18 protein-coding genes are annotated in these 16,224 nt (G+C 37.8%); 12 read left to right on the forward strand and 6 right to left on the reverse strand.

Annotation, left to right across the window (positions count from 1 at the left end; translation table 11 throughout):
* Positions 1-13: 13 nt before the first annotated feature.
* Positions 14-268: a DUF2624 domain-containing protein gene (locus AC59HZ_RS01970; RefSeq protein WP_496544639.1), complete on the reverse strand. Its 255-nt coding sequence runs from the start codon at positions 266-268 to the stop codon at positions 14-16.
* A 135-nt stretch (positions 269-403) separates the two neighbouring features.
* On the opposite strand from AC59HZ_RS01970, the gene AC59HZ_RS01975 reads away from it, so the two are divergent.
* Genes AC59HZ_RS01975 through zur form a run of 3 tightly spaced genes read left to right on the forward strand, consistent with a single transcriptional unit; the run spans position 404 to position 2,446 of the window.
* Positions 404-1,177, forward strand: coding sequence for a metal ABC transporter ATP-binding protein (locus AC59HZ_RS01975; protein ID WP_496544225.1), 774 nt, complete (start codon positions 404-406; stop codon positions 1,175-1,177).
* Positions 1,174-2,043: a metal ABC transporter permease gene (locus AC59HZ_RS01980; protein ID WP_496544226.1), complete on the forward strand. Its 870-nt coding sequence runs from the start codon at positions 1,174-1,176 to the stop codon at positions 2,041-2,043. Before AC59HZ_RS01975 ends, AC59HZ_RS01980 begins: the two co-directional genes overlap by 4 nt.
* Positions 2,033-2,446, forward strand: coding sequence for a zinc uptake transcriptional repressor Zur (gene zur / locus AC59HZ_RS01985; protein ID WP_223591354.1), 414 nt, complete (start codon positions 2,033-2,035; stop codon positions 2,444-2,446). The genes AC59HZ_RS01980 and zur overlap by 11 nt, the downstream gene beginning before the upstream one ends.
* A 37-nt stretch (positions 2,447-2,483) precedes the next feature.
* On the opposite strand, the gene AC59HZ_RS01990 is transcribed toward zur, so the two are convergent.
* Entirely contained in the window at positions 2,484-3,086 is a 603-nt protein-coding gene (locus tag AC59HZ_RS01990) for a 5' nucleotidase, NT5C type (protein ID WP_496544227.1), read from the reverse strand.
* Positions 3,087-3,282: 196 nt separating this feature from the next.
* On the opposite strand from AC59HZ_RS01990, the gene AC59HZ_RS01995 reads away from it, so the two are divergent.
* Complete coding sequence (locus AC59HZ_RS01995) at positions 3,283-3,720, forward strand: hypothetical protein (RefSeq protein ID WP_496544228.1); 438 nt, start codon at positions 3,283-3,285, stop codon at positions 3,718-3,720.
* A gap of 62 nt (positions 3,721-3,782) precedes the next feature.
* Here the strand turns inward: AC59HZ_RS01995 and ispG are convergent, their stop codons facing one another.
* The 4 genes from ispG to AC59HZ_RS02015 form a co-directional block, all read right to left on the reverse strand.
* Positions 3,783-4,883 carry a flavodoxin-dependent (E)-4-hydroxy-3-methylbut-2-enyl-diphosphate synthase gene (ispG, locus tag AC59HZ_RS02000; RefSeq protein WP_223591652.1) on the reverse strand — a complete coding sequence of 367 codons (1,101 nt, stop codon included), beginning with the start codon at positions 4,881-4,883 and terminating at the stop codon, positions 3,783-3,785.
* Positions 4,884-5,001: 118 nt separating this feature from the next.
* Entirely contained in the window at positions 5,002-5,331 is a 330-nt protein-coding gene (gene yqfZ / locus AC59HZ_RS02005) for a protein YqfZ (protein ID WP_496544229.1), read from the reverse strand.
* Positions 5,332-5,673: 342 nt separating this feature from the next.
* Positions 5,674-6,441, reverse strand: coding sequence for a DUF1189 domain-containing protein (locus AC59HZ_RS02010; protein ID WP_496544230.1), 768 nt, complete (start codon positions 6,439-6,441; stop codon positions 5,674-5,676).
* 104 nt (positions 6,442-6,545) lie between these two features.
* A complete protein-coding gene (locus AC59HZ_RS02015; RefSeq protein ID WP_496544231.1) occupies positions 6,546-7,241 on the reverse strand; it encodes a Crp/Fnr family transcriptional regulator in 696 nt (231 codons plus the stop codon).
* Positions 7,242-7,582: 341 nt separating this feature from the next.
* On the opposite strand from AC59HZ_RS02015, the gene AC59HZ_RS02020 reads away from it, so the two are divergent.
* The 8 genes from AC59HZ_RS02020 to AC59HZ_RS02055 all read left to right on the forward strand — a co-directional run.
* A complete protein-coding gene (locus AC59HZ_RS02020) occupies positions 7,583-8,191 on the forward strand; it encodes a superoxide dismutase (RefSeq protein WP_496544232.1) in 609 nt (202 codons plus the stop codon).
* 114 nt (positions 8,192-8,305) lie between these two features.
* Positions 8,306-9,523: an MFS transporter gene (locus AC59HZ_RS02025; RefSeq protein WP_496544233.1), complete on the forward strand. Its 1,218-nt coding sequence runs from the start codon at positions 8,306-8,308 to the stop codon at positions 9,521-9,523.
* 190 nt (positions 9,524-9,713) lie between these two features.
* Positions 9,714-11,768: a peptidoglycan D,D-transpeptidase FtsI family protein gene (locus tag AC59HZ_RS02030; RefSeq protein WP_496544234.1), complete on the forward strand. Its 2,055-nt coding sequence runs from the start codon at positions 9,714-9,716 to the stop codon at positions 11,766-11,768.
* A 192-nt stretch (positions 11,769-11,960) separates the two neighbouring features.
* Entirely contained in the window at positions 11,961-12,884 is a 924-nt protein-coding gene (locus tag AC59HZ_RS02035; RefSeq protein ID WP_496544235.1) for a phosphate ABC transporter substrate-binding protein, read from the forward strand.
* Positions 12,885-13,021: 137 nt separating this feature from the next.
* Positions 13,022-13,888, forward strand: coding sequence for a phosphate ABC transporter permease subunit PstC (gene pstC / locus AC59HZ_RS02040; protein ID WP_496544640.1), 867 nt, complete (start codon positions 13,022-13,024; stop codon positions 13,886-13,888).
* Positions 13,888-14,775 carry a phosphate ABC transporter permease PstA gene (gene pstA / locus AC59HZ_RS02045; protein ID WP_496544236.1) on the forward strand — a complete coding sequence of 296 codons (888 nt, stop codon included), beginning with the start codon at positions 13,888-13,890 and terminating at the stop codon, positions 14,773-14,775. Before pstC ends, pstA begins: the two co-directional genes overlap by 1 nt.
* Positions 14,776-14,790: 15 nt before the next feature.
* A complete protein-coding gene (gene pstB, locus AC59HZ_RS02050; protein ID WP_496544641.1) occupies positions 14,791-15,606 on the forward strand; it encodes a phosphate ABC transporter ATP-binding protein PstB in 816 nt (271 codons plus the stop codon).
* 12 nt (positions 15,607-15,618) lie between these two features.
* The coding region (locus AC59HZ_RS02055; RefSeq protein WP_496544237.1) for a phosphate ABC transporter ATP-binding protein at positions 15,619-16,224 on the forward strand (606 nt) is incomplete at its 3' end.

The following is a 16,224-nucleotide window of genomic DNA, read 5'->3' on the forward strand; positions in this document are numbered from 1 at the left end:
CAGCTTGTTTTGTTTATTTTGTGAATGACATAAATAATTTATTAACCTCGCGTGCTGTTTCAGGACCAGCCACTTTTGCGATTTCTCTAACGATTTGAGTCCGCTGCATATTATCAAAAATATTGATATTTTTACCTCTTAAGTATGCGGAAATTTTGGCTGCCTGCTGTCGATTAATTACAATATTAAATTGATCTGCATATTTCAATAATTCGTCTGCAGTAATTGTATTTATTTTATGATTAATGATGTTTTCAAAAATTTTCACCCTCACCACTCCTCCCTCCTAATGTATGATGATGCGGCAAGAGTGTGACAACTGGCTTTACAATCTGAAAGCACTATTGTATACTTTTTGAAGTAAATCGGAATGATTCTTATAATTAAAAGGTGAGAGTGCTATATGCAATCAATTATTGAAATTAATCATTTATATTATCGTTATGAAAAGGACACTGTCCTTGAGAATATTAACCTATCCATTCCTGATGGCTCTTTTTTAGCCATAGTCGGTCCAAATGGCTCTGGGAAATCAACCCTTCTGAAATTAATTTTAGGATTGTTAAAACCGCAAAAAGGGGAGATTTTTATATTTGGCCAGGAGATAAGCAAATTTAAAGCTTGGCAGCAAATCGGCTATGTTTCACAAAAGGCTAATTCTTTTAATACGGGCTTTCCTGCGACCGTATTTGAGGTAGTCGCAAGCGGGCTGACAAAAAAGCTTGGGATGTTTAAGTTTTTTAAAAAAGAGCATTCACGAATTGTTTTAGATGCATTGGATGCCGTTGGAATGAAGAAGTTTCATAACCGAAATATTGGTGAACTCTCCGGAGGGCAGCAACAGCGAGTTTTTATTGCACGAGCCCTTGTCAGTGAACCAAAGCTGTTAATCCTGGATGAGCCAACGGTCGGAGTCGATGCAGAAAATGTTAATGCTTTTTATCAAATGCTTGATGATTTAAATAAAAATCGAGGAATCACACTTCTTTTAGTTACCCATGACATCGGAACGATTTCAGACAAGGTAACACATGTTGCCTGCTTAAATAAAAATATGCATTTTCACGGGGAAACTAGCGAATTTGAGCAGCTAAAAAAAGAAGATATGTCTAAAGTTTATGGTCATGATGTCCATCTGATTGCCCATAATCATGATCATGGAGGCGTTTTAAAATGATTCAAGGAATATTTCATTATGAATTTTTACAAAATGCCTTTTTAACAGGAATCTTGATTGGAATTCTTGCGCCATTATTAGGTGTTTTTATTGTCGTTAGAAGATTATCGCTAATTGCGGATGCCCTTAGCCATGTGACGCTTGCAGGAATTGCGGCAAGCCTTTTGCTTGAACGATATGTTGTAGCGTTAGCTGGTTTAAATCCTCTTTATTTAGGGATGGTATTCTCTGTGGGAGGCTCCTTGTTTATTGAAAAGCTAAGAGGAGTGTACAAGCACTATCAAGAGCTGGCCATTCCCATTATTCTTTCAAGTGGAATTGGGCTAGGGGTCATATTTATTTCGCTGGCAAATGGGTTTAATACCGATTTATTCAGTTATTTATTTGGAAGTGTATCAGCAGTAAGCCGGACGGATTTACTCGTCATTTTTATCATAAGCATTCTAGTAATCGCCGTTATCATTTTATTTTATAAAGAATTGTTTTTATTATCGTTCGACGAAGAACATGCGAAAGCTTCAGGCATTGCCGCAAAGAGTATTCATTTCATTTTCATTGTAATGGTGGCATTAGTGATTGCAGCATCGATGAGAATTGTTGGAATTTTGTTAGTTTCATCGTTAATGACACTGCCGGTTGCGGCAAGTATTCGCATTGCTAAAGGCTTTAAACAAACGATTTTCTTGTCAGTTTTATTTGGTGAAATTTCTGTCCTTGGAGGACTTTTTACAGCATATTATTTAGATTTGGCCCCTGGCGGAACGATTGTGATGCTTGCAGTCCTAATACTAGTAATTACTATCTTTTATAAGAAATTAATGATTAATAAGCATGTGCTTTCGGAGGTAGAGTCAAGTGAACGTTAATGAAGCTATCCAATATCTAAAAGAAAACGGCTTTAAACAGACAGGAAAAAGAGAAGATATGCTTCAACTATTTGCTGACAGCGACAAGTATTTAACGGCTAAGGATGTTTTAGATCAATTGAAAGATGATTATCCCGGCTTGAGTTTTGATACGATTTATCGAAATCTCTCTCTGTTTGTTAACATGGGAATATTAGAGATGACAGAATTATCAGGTGAAAAGCATTTTCGCTTTACATGTTCGAGACATCATCACCATCATCATTTTATTTGTTTGGATTGTGGAAAAACAAAGGAAATTGAAACCTGCCCGATGGATGGATTAAGTGAAAATTTAAAAGGATACGATATTTCCGGGCACAAATTTGAAATCTATGGAAGATGTCCTGAATGTGTAAACTAAGAAAAAACAGCTTGCGGCAAGGCCGCAAGCTGTTTTTTTAAATGAGGGAGCTAACTATTTCACGGTTGTTTTTTTGCTGTCTCAACCAATGCTCTACCCAATCATAGGCCTCTGCCCAGTCATAAACGCGAATGACCCCTTTAGGAATTGGATCTTGGTTATAGGGGGTATCAAATAAAATGACGGGAATGTGACACTCTTCGTGAATGGTAACAGCATTATCGTGTTTATCTTCAAAAAAGATATCGATTTGATGTTTTTTCACAGATTCAATTTTATTATGGGTTCCAATTAATTCAATATGGTGGTAAAGCAGCTCGTTAGAGGTAAACCATTTTTCTGTTACATCAAAGAGATGCTGGCCTCGGGCACTGATAAAATACAACTCGTGTTGATTTTCCCATTTTTTTAGGACACTTTTGGCTCCTTGTGCCAGCGGTGAACCTTCATAAATGATCGGTTCATTTTCGTGAAACCATTTGGCAAATTCTTTTTCTGAAACATTTACAAACGGGGTCAATTCATATTGATTAACATCCTCATACACAATGTTAAGTCCAAAAGCTTTGTTGATATAAGGTAAAATTGAAGTTGGGCACGTAACCGTACCGTCGATATCAATTCCAAATCGTTTTCTCATTTGTGCTCACCTTCAAATTGCATTTGCGTATCTCATTCTATTTTACCAAAGAAGCGTGTTTTATAAAGTAAATAATTTTATGTAATATTTTTCGGGATTTGAAATAAAAACCTATTTAAGACAAACATTGACATAGTAAAAAGAGGCTTAAGGTAAACAATAATAATGCTCCTATTACTGAAAGTGAGGGATTCGAATGGCAGATGAAAGAGATACGAAAGTGCAAGAAGCTCTTCAAAGTGCTAATATTGGACAAGATATCCCAAATTACCCTTCAGAATTTAGAGAAGAAACAGCTTCAGAAATTGCGCCGGAAATTGGTGCCTCTGTCCCGATTAGACATACTGATTATAGGGAAGAGACAGCGGCAGAAATTGCGGCACCTGCTCCGGTTATACGCGGAAGGGATCGTGGAGCTGTTAGAGAAAGAGCAGAGGGTGGTGCCGGGATTGGCACAGTAGCTTTAGCACTATCCATTTTATCTCTGTTTGTATTACCTATTCTTTTTGGTGCTGCAGGAATTGTGTTAGGTTTCGTTGCTAGGCGGAGAGGTGCGCAAGGACTCGGTGCCTGGGCAATTGGGATTGGTGCTGTATCGATTATAATCGGTATCTTTATTCTCCCGTTCTTTTAACATATAGCTGCATAGGGGCAAAAAAGAAACCCGGCGTGATACCTGCCGGGTTTTTCCGTATGTTATTTAGCGGCAGCTTCTTCAGCTGCTTTTTTCTGAAAATACTCTTCGGCCACTTGGTCAATTTCTTTTTTCAATTCTTCGACCATTTGTGCTTCTGGAACCTTCCTTACTATTTCACCTTTGCGGAATAGTAATCCTTCACCTCGTGCCCCGGCAATACCAATGTCCGCCTCACGAGCCTCACCTGGCCCGTTGACAGCACAGCCAAGAACGGATACTTTAATCGGAGCTTTAATTTTTTGGATATATTCCTCGACTTCATTTGCGATGCTGATAAGATCAATTTCAATTCTTCCGCAGGTTGGACAGGAAATTAACGTTGCAGCATTGGAGGAAAGACCAAACACCTTCAATAGCTCACGTGCAACTTTTACCTCTTCAACTGGATCTGCACTTAAGGAAATTCGAAGTGTGTTGCCGATTCCTTTGCTGATAATCGCTCCTAATCCTGCAGCACTTTTTACTGTCCCGGAAAAAAGAGTTCCAGATTCGGTAATTCCTAAATGCAAGGGATAATCGAAAGCCCGGGCGGCTTTTTCATAGGCTTCAATCGCAAGATTTACATCAGATGCCTTCATCGAAACAATAATGTCGTGGAAATCTAAATCCTCAAGAATTTTAATATGATGGAGGGCGCTTTCAACCATACCATCTGCTGTTGGATACCCGTATTTTTCTAAAATCTTTTTCTCCAGGGAACCGGCATTGACTCCAATCCGGATTGGAATTCCGCGCTCTTTTGCTGCTTTTACAACAGCCTCGACTTTTTCACGCTTTCCGATGTTACCTGGATTGATTCTGATTTTATCCGCGCCGCCTTCAATCGCTTTTAAAGCTAATTTATAATCAAAGTGGATATCGACTACTAGAGGGATATTGATTCTCTTTTTGATTTCAGCGATGGCATTTGCTGCACGCTCATCCGGGCATGCAACGCGGACAATCTGACAGCCAGCCTCTTCAAGCCGCTTAATTTCGGCAACTGTTGCTTCAACATCGTGGGTTTTTGTTGTCGTCATACTTTGAATAATTAATTCATTATTACCCCCGATGGTTAAATTTCCAACCTTTACAGGCCGGGTTTTTGTGCGATGTATAATTTCACTCACGTGGAATTCGCTCCTTTAAAATGGGATTCGAATAAAAACGATAAAAACAATTCGACTTTATTTTATCAGTCTACTTCTATTTTTGACAAGAATAAGGGTGGTATCTTCATTATTTTGAGTAATCAGGAAAATGATATGTAGATCCAATTTGAATTTTTTCTGGATTGTGCCCCTGGTTTAATTTTTTAAAGTCTTCTATTAAATCGGTAATCGATACCGGAAGAGGTTTTTCTAATCTATGCTCTACAATTGAAATGACGGTTTCACCTGGTTTAACTTTTGCTTCAAAAGAAGGAAGGCCCGTTGGCTTCTTCATAACAGTCTCCACTTTTGCATCTACATGCTTTGCAGGTGAGGGAGTCAATGTTCCGACGGTCAAATCTAAATATATAACATAAATGATAAGTACGGTTAATAGGAATCCAAATAATTTTTTCATCGGACAAGCCCCCAAATGGAAAGTTTGTACATTGGTATGCTTGTCCACATTTAAATAGAACTTTTTTTAAGAAAAAAACATCCGATTTGGATGCTCCAATTCTCGAGAAAGGGGTTTTTCTCGGTATTTTATTTTGTCTGAATCTAAATTATGGAGCGAAGCGACGAGGAGGCTCCCCGGCACGCCCTAAGGTGCGCGAAGCGCCTGGAGCGCAAATCAACAGACAAGTTGAAAAGCCTATATTACGATTGTTTACGAATTAACGCGGTGAATCATTAATGGTAATGCATGAATTAAAAGGCTATCGAAAGTTTTTCGATAGCCTGAGCATCCGATCCTGATTTAATCGGCTTTTTTAGGTTTTGGTATTTCGTTAATGGCTAAAAATAATACGATAATTGCAACAAACCAATTTATAAAAAAGCTGTTTGGTACAGTTGTTTTGATCGCGGCCATAACAGTAAAAAATAAGGTTGGCAATGTTTCGCTGTAGGCAGCCATCCGCCATAAATGACGATAGGTTAACTTCCTTCCAGCGAGATTCTTTAATGCTAATCCAATCAATGCTAAGATTGATACTTCAATGAAACTTGCGGCGCTTGAAAACAAATACATAAATACCGAGAGTACAGGGATGATTATACCTTTCAGTCCGCGGATTGTATCAATAAAATTAAGAAGGTCATCTTTAGTCATTTTCTTCAGCATCGTGTATTGATAGCTTTCACTCTGCCCGGCAGACGAAAAAACAAATTCATCCTTTAATAAGGCAAACGCATTTCCTTCCTCTTCTACATCTGCCGCTTCAATCGTTCCTGTTGGATCTAAAATAACAGTAAAATCTTCTTTATTAATTGTAACTGGTACTTTTGTTTGTGCAGATAACTGTCCGTTATTAATAGAAAAGGCAGGAAATTCGTCTTTAATGATAGACCGAGCCGAATCTATTCCTGTAGAGAGTGCTGTACTCAAATAAATTATTGACGGTAAAACGGAGATAAGGGTTAGGAAAAAGACATATAATATGGTTTTTCCAATTCCTTGAAAACGAAATAAAGCAATATCCTTAGGAGAATAGATGCTTTTTATAAATTGCTTAAAAATATTCATAATGACCACCTTAATATAGATTCACCATTCTATTGTAGCTTTTGTAAACCTTATATACAAGAATGACCTATTACGGTACCCTTTAGAATTGGACGGAGTTATAATTAATTTATACCACAAATCTCATAGGAACAATTTTGACAATCGACTCCCTCTTTTAAGTAGTGGATGTTATTTATGGTGAACTTTTGATTTTCATATGTGATGATACCCTTTTCACGCAATTCTTTTAAGGCCCTTTGAATGACCTCTCTTGTTCCATAGGTTAAATTAGCCAATTCTTGATGTGTTAATGGTAAATCAATCAGGATTCCCTTTTCAGTCATTACACCATAAGAATTACAAAGACGGATAAGGATGGAATACAACCCGCCCTTTTTCCCATTCATAATTAAATCCTGGCACTTCATTTGAGACTTTAAATAACCAGTACTAAGCCAAGCGGCAAGAGTATTCATAGCATCGGAATCCGTTAAAATAAAGTCTTCGAAAACCTCTCTTTTAATGGCAAGGATCTCGCAGTCTGTCAACGCCTTCGCGTAAAATTGATAGCGGGGATTTGTTTTAAATAGTTGATACTCAACAATTAATTCCCGGTCGTTCAGGATTTTCAAAATAAAATCCTTCCCACGTAAATGCACCCTTCCTAGCGCCAAGCTTCCTTTAATCAATAAATAGACATTTTCTACCGGATCTTTTTCTTGAAAAAGAATTGTACCGGCTTTTATTTTTTGAACTGGTTGGCTTTTTTGAAAAAACTGCACCATCAAACTATATATAGAAAAGCTGTTATCTTGCATATTTTCACTCCTTTTTACCCTTCACCCTGATTAAAATCCTTTATAAATAACATGTCAATGAAGCATTTAAATGTAGTTTGAGTGACTAAAGTCGGATATGATAAAAATCGTTGACAGCATGCTGATTGGCTAATTATGACAACTTTTCGAAAGTTTGATTCATGATTGTTTTTTTTAGACTTAGAATAAAAGTTGGTCAAATGGGTATTGTATATATGGTGGAATGTAAGCATTTTATTTGAAACGATGACACAACTTTGGTATGTTAAGAACAAAGCTTTAGAAATATTCTAAATATGGCTAAAGCCAATAATATCATGGATACATAGGAGGAATTTATCATGGCATTTGAATTACCAAAATTACCTTATGCAGAAGATGCACTTGAGCCACACATTGACAAGGAAACAATGAATATTCACCACACTAGACATCACAACACATATGTGACAAATTTAAATGCAGCATTACAAGGTAATGAAGAATTACTTTCTAAATCTGTTGAAGAAGTAATTGCAAATTTAGATGCTGTTCCTGAAGCTGCTCGTACAGCTGTACGAAACAATGGCGGCGGCCATGCAAATCACTCTTTATTCTGGCAAATCCTTTCTCCAAATGGCGGCGGTGCCCCAACTGGTGAACTAGCTGATGCAATCAGCAATAAATTTGGCAGCTTCGAAAGCTTCAAAGAAGAGTTTGCAAAAGCTGCAACTACTCGCTTTGGCTCTGGATGGGCATGGTTGTCTGTGTCAAATGGCGAAATAGAAGTATCAAGCACTCCAAACCAGGATTCTCCTCTAATGGAAGGTAAAACACCAATCCTTGGCCTTGATGTATGGGAGCATGCTTACTATCTAAAATACCAAAACAAGCGCCCTGATTATATCGGTTCCTTCTGGAATGTAGTAAACTGGGACGAAGTAGCAAAGCGTTATAACGAAGCAAAGTAATTTGAGATAATATAGAGGAGACAGCTAACTTAGCTGTCTTTTTGTTTGCTTAAAAAATTGAATAATAACAACCGCCTTGTTAAAGACTACCCTTAAGATAAAGGGGAGTTTTTAATGGCAAAAAGATTTAAGCTTTTAGGTGATGTAGAATTAACGAAGGATTTATCACTATTGCTGATTATTGGCGGCTTGTATTCACTAAGTGTTGCTTTATCCAATACGTTTGTAAATATTTATCTGTGGAAACAAACAGGAAAATATTCGGATATTGCCCTTTATAACCTTTCAATTGTTGTATTGCAGCCTTTAACATTTATTTTAGCTGGGCGATGGGCTAAAAAAATCGATCGGGTAATAGTACTAAGAATTGGGGTTATCTTTTTGTCTCTTTTTTACTTAATGGTCTTAATAACAGGAACAAAAGCCTCCACTTTTTTGCTTTTATTAGGAAGTCTTTTGGGAGTAGGCTATGGTTTCTATTGGCTAGCTTATAATGTGTTAACATTTGAGATTACTGAACCTGAGACAAGAGATTTTTTTAATGGATTTTTAGGGATTTTATCATCCATAGGTGGAATGATTGGTCCGATTGCTTCAGGAATTATTATCACCCGATTTGAAAAATTCACAGGCTATACTATCGTATTTGGATTATCTTTAGGTTTATTTGCACTGGCAGTTTTAATGAGTTTTTCCTTAAAACCACGTCCCGCTAAAGGGAGATATTGTTTTAAAAGGATTTTAGAGGAAAGAAAATTGAATGATAATTGGCGTCTCGTTACGAATGCCCACTTTTTTCAGGGTCTAAGAGAAGGGACGTTTTTATTTGTTATTTCAGTCTTCGTTTATTTATCAACCGGAAGTGAAATGGCGCTAGGTACCTTTGGCCTTCTAAATTCAGGGATATCCTTTATTGCCTATTTTTTAGCCTCTCGAATGATCAAAAAAAGCTACCGAAAAAAGGCAATTTTGATTGGCGGACTTATTCTTTATGCAGCGGTCTTACTTATTGTCTGGGACTTAAGCTATGCAAAATTGCTTGTTTATGCGGGAATGATTGCCATTGCTTATCCCTTATTACTTGTCCCCTATATGTCAACGACCTATGATGTAATTGGAATAGGTTGGAAAGCGGCAGAAATGAGAATTGAATATATTGTTGTTAGAGAAATTTTCTTGAATTTAGGAAGAATCGTTTCTATTTTAGCATTTTTAGCGGCGGTGACTTGGTTTAACGCGGAAAGAAGTATTCCAATTTTGTTATTGTTATTGGGTGCAGGTCATACATTGATTTATTTTTTCATTAAAAGAGTACATCTGCCAGTTGCTTAGTGCGATGAGTATTTTTACAATACTCATCGCATTTTTGTAGAGGATTAAAAATTGGTAAGGGTTATTCATAGAAAAAAGGAGCATTATCTAATAAAATAGAGAAAGTTATGTTAGCGTTGAAAAAAGGAAGTGTGTGTAGACCTTGAACAATAAAAAGAAAAAGAAGACGCATGTCCCGTTCCGATTGAACATGTTATTCTTTGTTGTGTTTCTGCTCTTCTCCGTTCTAATTCTCCGTCTTGGAGAATTACAAATTGTATTTGGTGATGATTTTAAACGTGAAATTCAGCGGACCGAAGATGTAACTGTTAATAACCCGGTACCACGCGGAAAAATGTTTGACCGGAATGGAAAAGTTATCGTGGATAATACCCCATTAAATGCGATTACTTATACTAAAACCCAGAAATCAACCCAAGAGGAAATGATTGATACAGCGAAGAAATTAGCAAAATTAATAACCATGGATACTTCCAAAGTTCCGATCCGCGATAAAAAGGACTTTTGGATTTTAAAGCACCCTAAAGAAGCCAAAGCAAAAATAACTAAAAAAGAATGGGATTTATTTAAAGAAAAAAAATTAGACGATAAACAAATTTATAAAAAGCAGCTTGATCGAGTAACTGATGATGAAATAAATAGTATTCAAGGCGAAGAACTTGAAACACTGGCCATCTATAGACAATTTAATAGTGGCTATGCCTTGACTCCGCATATTGTGAAGAATAAAGATGTAACGCCGGAGGAATTTGCGATTGTCAGCGAAAACCTAGAGAGCCTCCCAGGTGTTGATACTACCACCGACTGGGATCGCAAATATGCTTTTGAAGATACGTTGAAATCGATCCTAGGGGATGTTTCTTCCTCCCAGTCAGGGTTGCCAAAAGAGCTTTTAGATAAATATCTTGCCCGCGATTATAGCCGGAATGACAGGGTAGGGACAAGTTATCTCGAAAAAAAATACGAGGATGTTCTCCATGGTCAAAAAGCAAAAATAAAAAACGTAACAGATAAGTCGGGCAATATATTATCAACAGAAGTGGTTTCCGAAGGGAAACGAGGAAATGACCTTGTTCTAACCGTAAATATGGATCTTCAGCTTCAAACTGAAAAAATCATTGAAGAAGAAATGTGGAGCGCTAAGCAAAAACCGAATACCGGCCTATTAGATCGCGCCTTTGTGGTTGTCATGGATCCACATACAGGTGAAATCTTAACAATGGCCGGAAAACAAATCGGAAAAAATAAAAAAACAGGTAAAACGGAAATGCAGGATTATGCTTTGGGTAACTTTACCTCCTCCTATAATGTTGGATCGGCTGTCAAAGGTGCAACAGTATTAACGGGATATAAAACTGGTGCGATTAGCCCCGGAACCATTTTGGTTGATGAACCAGTAAAAATTAAGGGTACACAGGTTAAAAAATCCTGGAAAACCTTTGGTGCCATCAATGATTTAAGAGCACTTCAAGTTTCATCAAACGTCTATATGTTCAAAACGGCCATTGCCATTGCAGGGGGGCATTATAAGTACAATCAACCGATCGATTTAAATTATTCTGCCTTTGAAACGATGCGCAGATCCTTTAGCCAATTTGGCCTTGGTTCAAGAACAGGAATTGACCTCCCTGGTGAAACTCCAGGGGTAACTGGCACTGAAAAAAAGCCTGGTTTATTGATGGACTTAGCGATCGGGCAATATGATATGTATACACCATTACAGCTTGCCCAGTATGTGTCCACCATTGCGAACGGGGGAAATAGAATACAGCCGCATATCGTCAAACAAATTCGTGAACCCGTTATGGAAAATAATGAATTGGGTCCAATTATCGAAGACATCCAGCCAAAAGTCTTAAATCATATTGATATGAAGGATCAATGGATCAAGCGAGTTCAAGAAGGGTTTCGAATGGTTATGCAGGTTGGAGATGGTACGGCAGTAAGTTACTTTAAAAGTGCCCCGTATCACCCAGCCGGAAAAACGGGAACCGCACAGGCCTTTTATTACGGGAAGGATAGAAGCAAATGGGGAACACCAGTAATGAATTTAAGTCTTGTCAGCTTTGCCCCGTCAGATAATCCTGAAGTGGCTATTGCTGTATTGGTTCCCTGGGCCTATCAAGGGAATTCTGGACCGAGCATAAATAACATAATAGGCAGAAGAGTATTGGATGCTTATTTTAACTTAAAGAAAACAGGGCAAGCTACTGAAAGCACTGATACTAATCAAGAAAGTCATTAATATTTATTAACACCTGTCTCCGCCAGAGACAGGTGTTTTTTAATTTTAAATTTACACAATCTCAACATTGATTTACAAAACCTTTACATTCAGTTAAAACCACGTTAACAGTCGGGAAGTATTCTTATACATGTAAAGCACAACAAAAGAAGCAATTTGAACAAACCAACATTCTTAGGGGGAATTAGGGAAATGAAAAATTTTAAAAAATTTGGCCTGGGTATGACCTTATCGGCATTAATGGTAATAACTGCTGCATGTGGAGGCGGGGCATCTAAAGAGAATTCCGCGGGCACAGACAAAACTCCAAAAACTGAAGAGAAGAAAGAACTTTCCGGCTCATTAGTCGTTTCTGGTTCATCTGCCATGCAGCCATTAGTAGCAGCGGCCGCTGAAGAGTTTATGGCAAAAAATCCAAATGTTGATATTCAAGTAAACGCAGGCGGATCTGGTACAGGCTTATCGCAAGTGGCTGAAGGTTCTGTACAAATTGGGAACTCGGACGTATTCGCTGAAGAAAAAGAAGGCGTCCCAGCAGATCAGCTAGTGGACCACAAAGTTGCGGTTGTTGGTATGACAGCAGCGGTTAACCCAAAAGTAGGTATTAAGGATATTAAAAAAGAAGACCTAATCAAAGTATTCACTGGTAAAATCACAAACTGGAAAGAACTTGGCGGTAAAGACCAAAAAATCGTTCTTGTAAACCGTCCTGATTCATCTGGAACACGTGCAGTATTCAATAAATTTGCTCTTGACGGTGCAACTCCTGCTGAAGGAATCACAGAAGATTCTTCAAACACGGTTAAAAAGATTATTAACGAAACTGATGGTGCGATTGGTTACCTTGCATTCTCATATTTCACTGATGATTCTGTAACACCACTTTCAATCGATGGTGTAGAACCGACTGATGAAAATGTACAGTCTGGTAAATTCCCAGTGTGGGCATACGAACACTCTTATACAAAGGGTGAGGCTACAGATCTTGCTAAAGAGTTCCTTGATTATATGATGTCAGATGATATTCAAAACAATTTATTAAAAGAACAAGGTTATCTTCCTGTAACAAAAATGGAAGTAGAACGTGACGCAAAAGGAAATCAAAAAAATAAATAATTAATGGTTCAAAATAATGAACAGGGTAAATGCAAGATTGCATTTACCCTGTTATGACTTAGATTAGGAGTGATTGTCGAATTATGGAAAAGTTAGCTCCTGCCAAAGACAGGCTGTTGAAATCTAAAAAAAATTATATGAATGGAGAAATGCGTGGCAAAGTAATCGTTCTGTTGTGTGCCGTAATCATGATTTCCGCCACAATCTCAATTACCATTTTCTTAGGTACAAAGGGGTTACAATCCTTTATTAAAAATGGTGTAAGTCTTATTGAGTTCATAACTAGTAAGCACTGGAATCCTACAAATCAAGCCAGCCCGCAATATGGAGCTTTACCTTTTATATTTGGATCATTCGCTGTAACCTTTCTTGCAGCACTTATTGCAGCACCATTAGGGATTGGCGGGGCGATTTTTATGACAGAGATTGCACCATCTTGGGGAAGAAAAATCTTACAGCCTGTTATAGAGCTTTTAGTCGGAATTCCATCTGTTGTTTATGGATTCATCGGGCTTACAGTATTAGTACCATTTATTAGGGAGCATGTTGGCGGCCTTGGGTTTAGCTTACTGTCTGGAATGGTGGTATTATCCATTATGATTTTGCCAACAGTTACAACTATTGCTACGGATGCAATGAGTTCATTGCCAAAGAATCTGCGTGAAGGATCTTATGCTCTAGGTGCAACACGCTGGCAGACGATTAGAAAAGTGCTGGTACCAGCTGCCATGCCTACGCTCTTAACTGCCATCGTGCTTGGGATGGCAAGAGCATTTGGGGAAGCACTTGCCGTTCAAATGGTAATCGGAAACGTTAGAGACTTACCGACAAGTATTTTAGACGCGTCAGCAACCTTAACGACAATAATTACGCTAAACATGGGTCATACAACCTATGGAAGTGTGGAAAATAATACACTATGGTCAATGGGATTAATTTTATTAATCATGTCGTTCGCGTTTATTCTCCTTATCCGTTATCTTTCTTCAAGGAGGAAAATGTAATGAAAAGTAAAACCGCAGATCGAATTGCAACTGGCGTCTTTATTGCCATTGCAATCATTATTGTTTCAATACTAGTTGGGCTATTTTATTATATTTTGGTCAATGGGTTAAAACATATTTCTCTTGAATTTTTAACCACACCTTCTAGCAATGTCCGTGCTGGCGGTGGAATTCGCGACCAATTGTTTAATTCGTTTTATATTTTAGTTATCACGATGTTAATTGCCGTTCCTCTTGGTGTTGGTGGGGGAATTTATATGGCTGAATATGCAAAACCGGGAAAAGTAACAGATATTATCCGTTCTTGTATTGAAGTTTTAGCATCACTGCCCTCTATTGTCATTGGAATGTTTGGGTTATTAATGTTTGTTAATATTACTGGATGGGGTTATACCATCCTTGGGGGAGCCCTAGCATTAACTGTATTTAATTTGCCCGTCATAGTGCGTGTAAGTGAGGATGCTATTCGTAATGTTCCTCGTGATTTAAAAGAGGCTAGTCTTGCTTTAGGGATTACTCATTGGCATACGATTAAAACAGTACTTTTACCAAGTGCTTTTCCATCTATATTAACAGGGGCAATTCTTGCTGCAGGCCGTGTTTTTGGTGAAGCTGCTGCTCTATTATTTACTGCAGGTCTATCAACACCAAGACTCGATTATGCAAACTGGAATCCATTTTCCCCGCAATCGCCATTAAATATTTTTCGTCCCGCTGAAACGCTGGCGGTTCACATTTGGTCTGTAAATACACAAGGTTTAATTCCAGACGTTGAGGAAGTATCAAATGGTGCTGCAGCTGTTTTGGTTCTCTCAGTTTTAATATTCAACTTATTGGCTAGATGGATTGGAAGCCTGATTCATAAGAAAATAACAGCAACTAAATAAAGGGCGGGAGATATGATGGTTACAGCTTTTAAGGAAATAGAAGAAGTGGCACAAGCTGTTCAATCAAACAGCCAAAATGAACTAATTTTAAAGGTCAATGATTTAGAAATATTCTATGGAGAAAAACGTGCTGTAAATGGAATTTCAATGGATATTGAAAAAAACTCCGTTACAGCTCTCATAGGTCCATCAGGCTGTGGAAAATCAACTTTTTTAAGAAGTATTAACCGAATGAACGACCTGATTCCTGGAGCAAGGGCGCAGGGAGAAATTATTTATGAGGATCTTAATATTTTATCTGATCAAATAAATGTTGTAGCGTTACGAAAAGAGATTGGCATGGTATTTCAAAAGCCAAATCCTTTTCCTAAATCCATTTATGAAAATATTACACATGCCCTTAAGTTTGCTGGATTCAAAAAGAAAAGCAAGCTTGATGAAATAGTTGAAGAGAGTCTGAAAAAAGCAGCATTATGGGACGAAGTAAAAGATCGGCTTCATAAATCTGCACTATCACTTTCAGGAGGTCAGCAGCAGCGTCTTTGTATTGCTAGAACGATTGCGATGAAACCGACAGTCATGCTTCTTGATGAGCCTTCTTCGGCACTCGATCCGATTTCAAATGCTAAAGTTGAGGATCTGATTGTTGAGCTGAAAAAGGATTATTCTATTATCATTGTTACTCATAATATGCAGCAGGCATCACGTATTTCCGATAAGACGGCCTTCTTTTTAAACGGTGATTTGATAGAATACGATAAAACGGAAAAGATCTTTACCAATCCAACAGTAAAAAAGACAGAAGAATATATCTCTGGAAGGTTCGGATAAGGGGGAAAAGATGTGGCAACTTCGACATTAACCAGACAAATATTTGATATAAAGGACCTTAATTTATGGTATGGTGAACATCATGCTTTAAAGAACATTAACTTTCCTATTAACAAAAAAGAGGTTACGGCTATCATTGGTCCTTCCGGCTGTGGCAAGTCTACATTTATTAAAACGCTAAACTTGATGATTAATATGGTTCCGAATGTAAAAATGACCGGAGAAATCAATATTGATGGTCAAAACATTTTAGACAGGAAGGTAGACCTTGTAGAATTGCGTAAACACGTTGGCATGGTTTTTCAGAAGGGAAATCCGTTCCCTCAGTCTATTTATGATAATATTGCTTACGGCCCGAGGATCCATGGAATTAAGAAAAAAGTCCATTTAGATGAAATTGTCACCAAGTCATTAATGGATGTAGCTTTATGGGATGAGGTTAAGGATCGTTTACACGCTCCTGCGTTAGGGTTATCTGGCGGCCAGCAGCAACGGCTTTGTATTGCTAGAGCACTTGCAACAAAACCAGATGTACTGTTAATGGATGAACCGACCTCCGCCTTGGACCCAATTTCTACCTTAAAAATCGAGGAATTGATTTTAGAATTAAAAGAGAAA

It is taken from the genome of Neobacillus sp. DZ-9 (assembly GCF_059587065.1).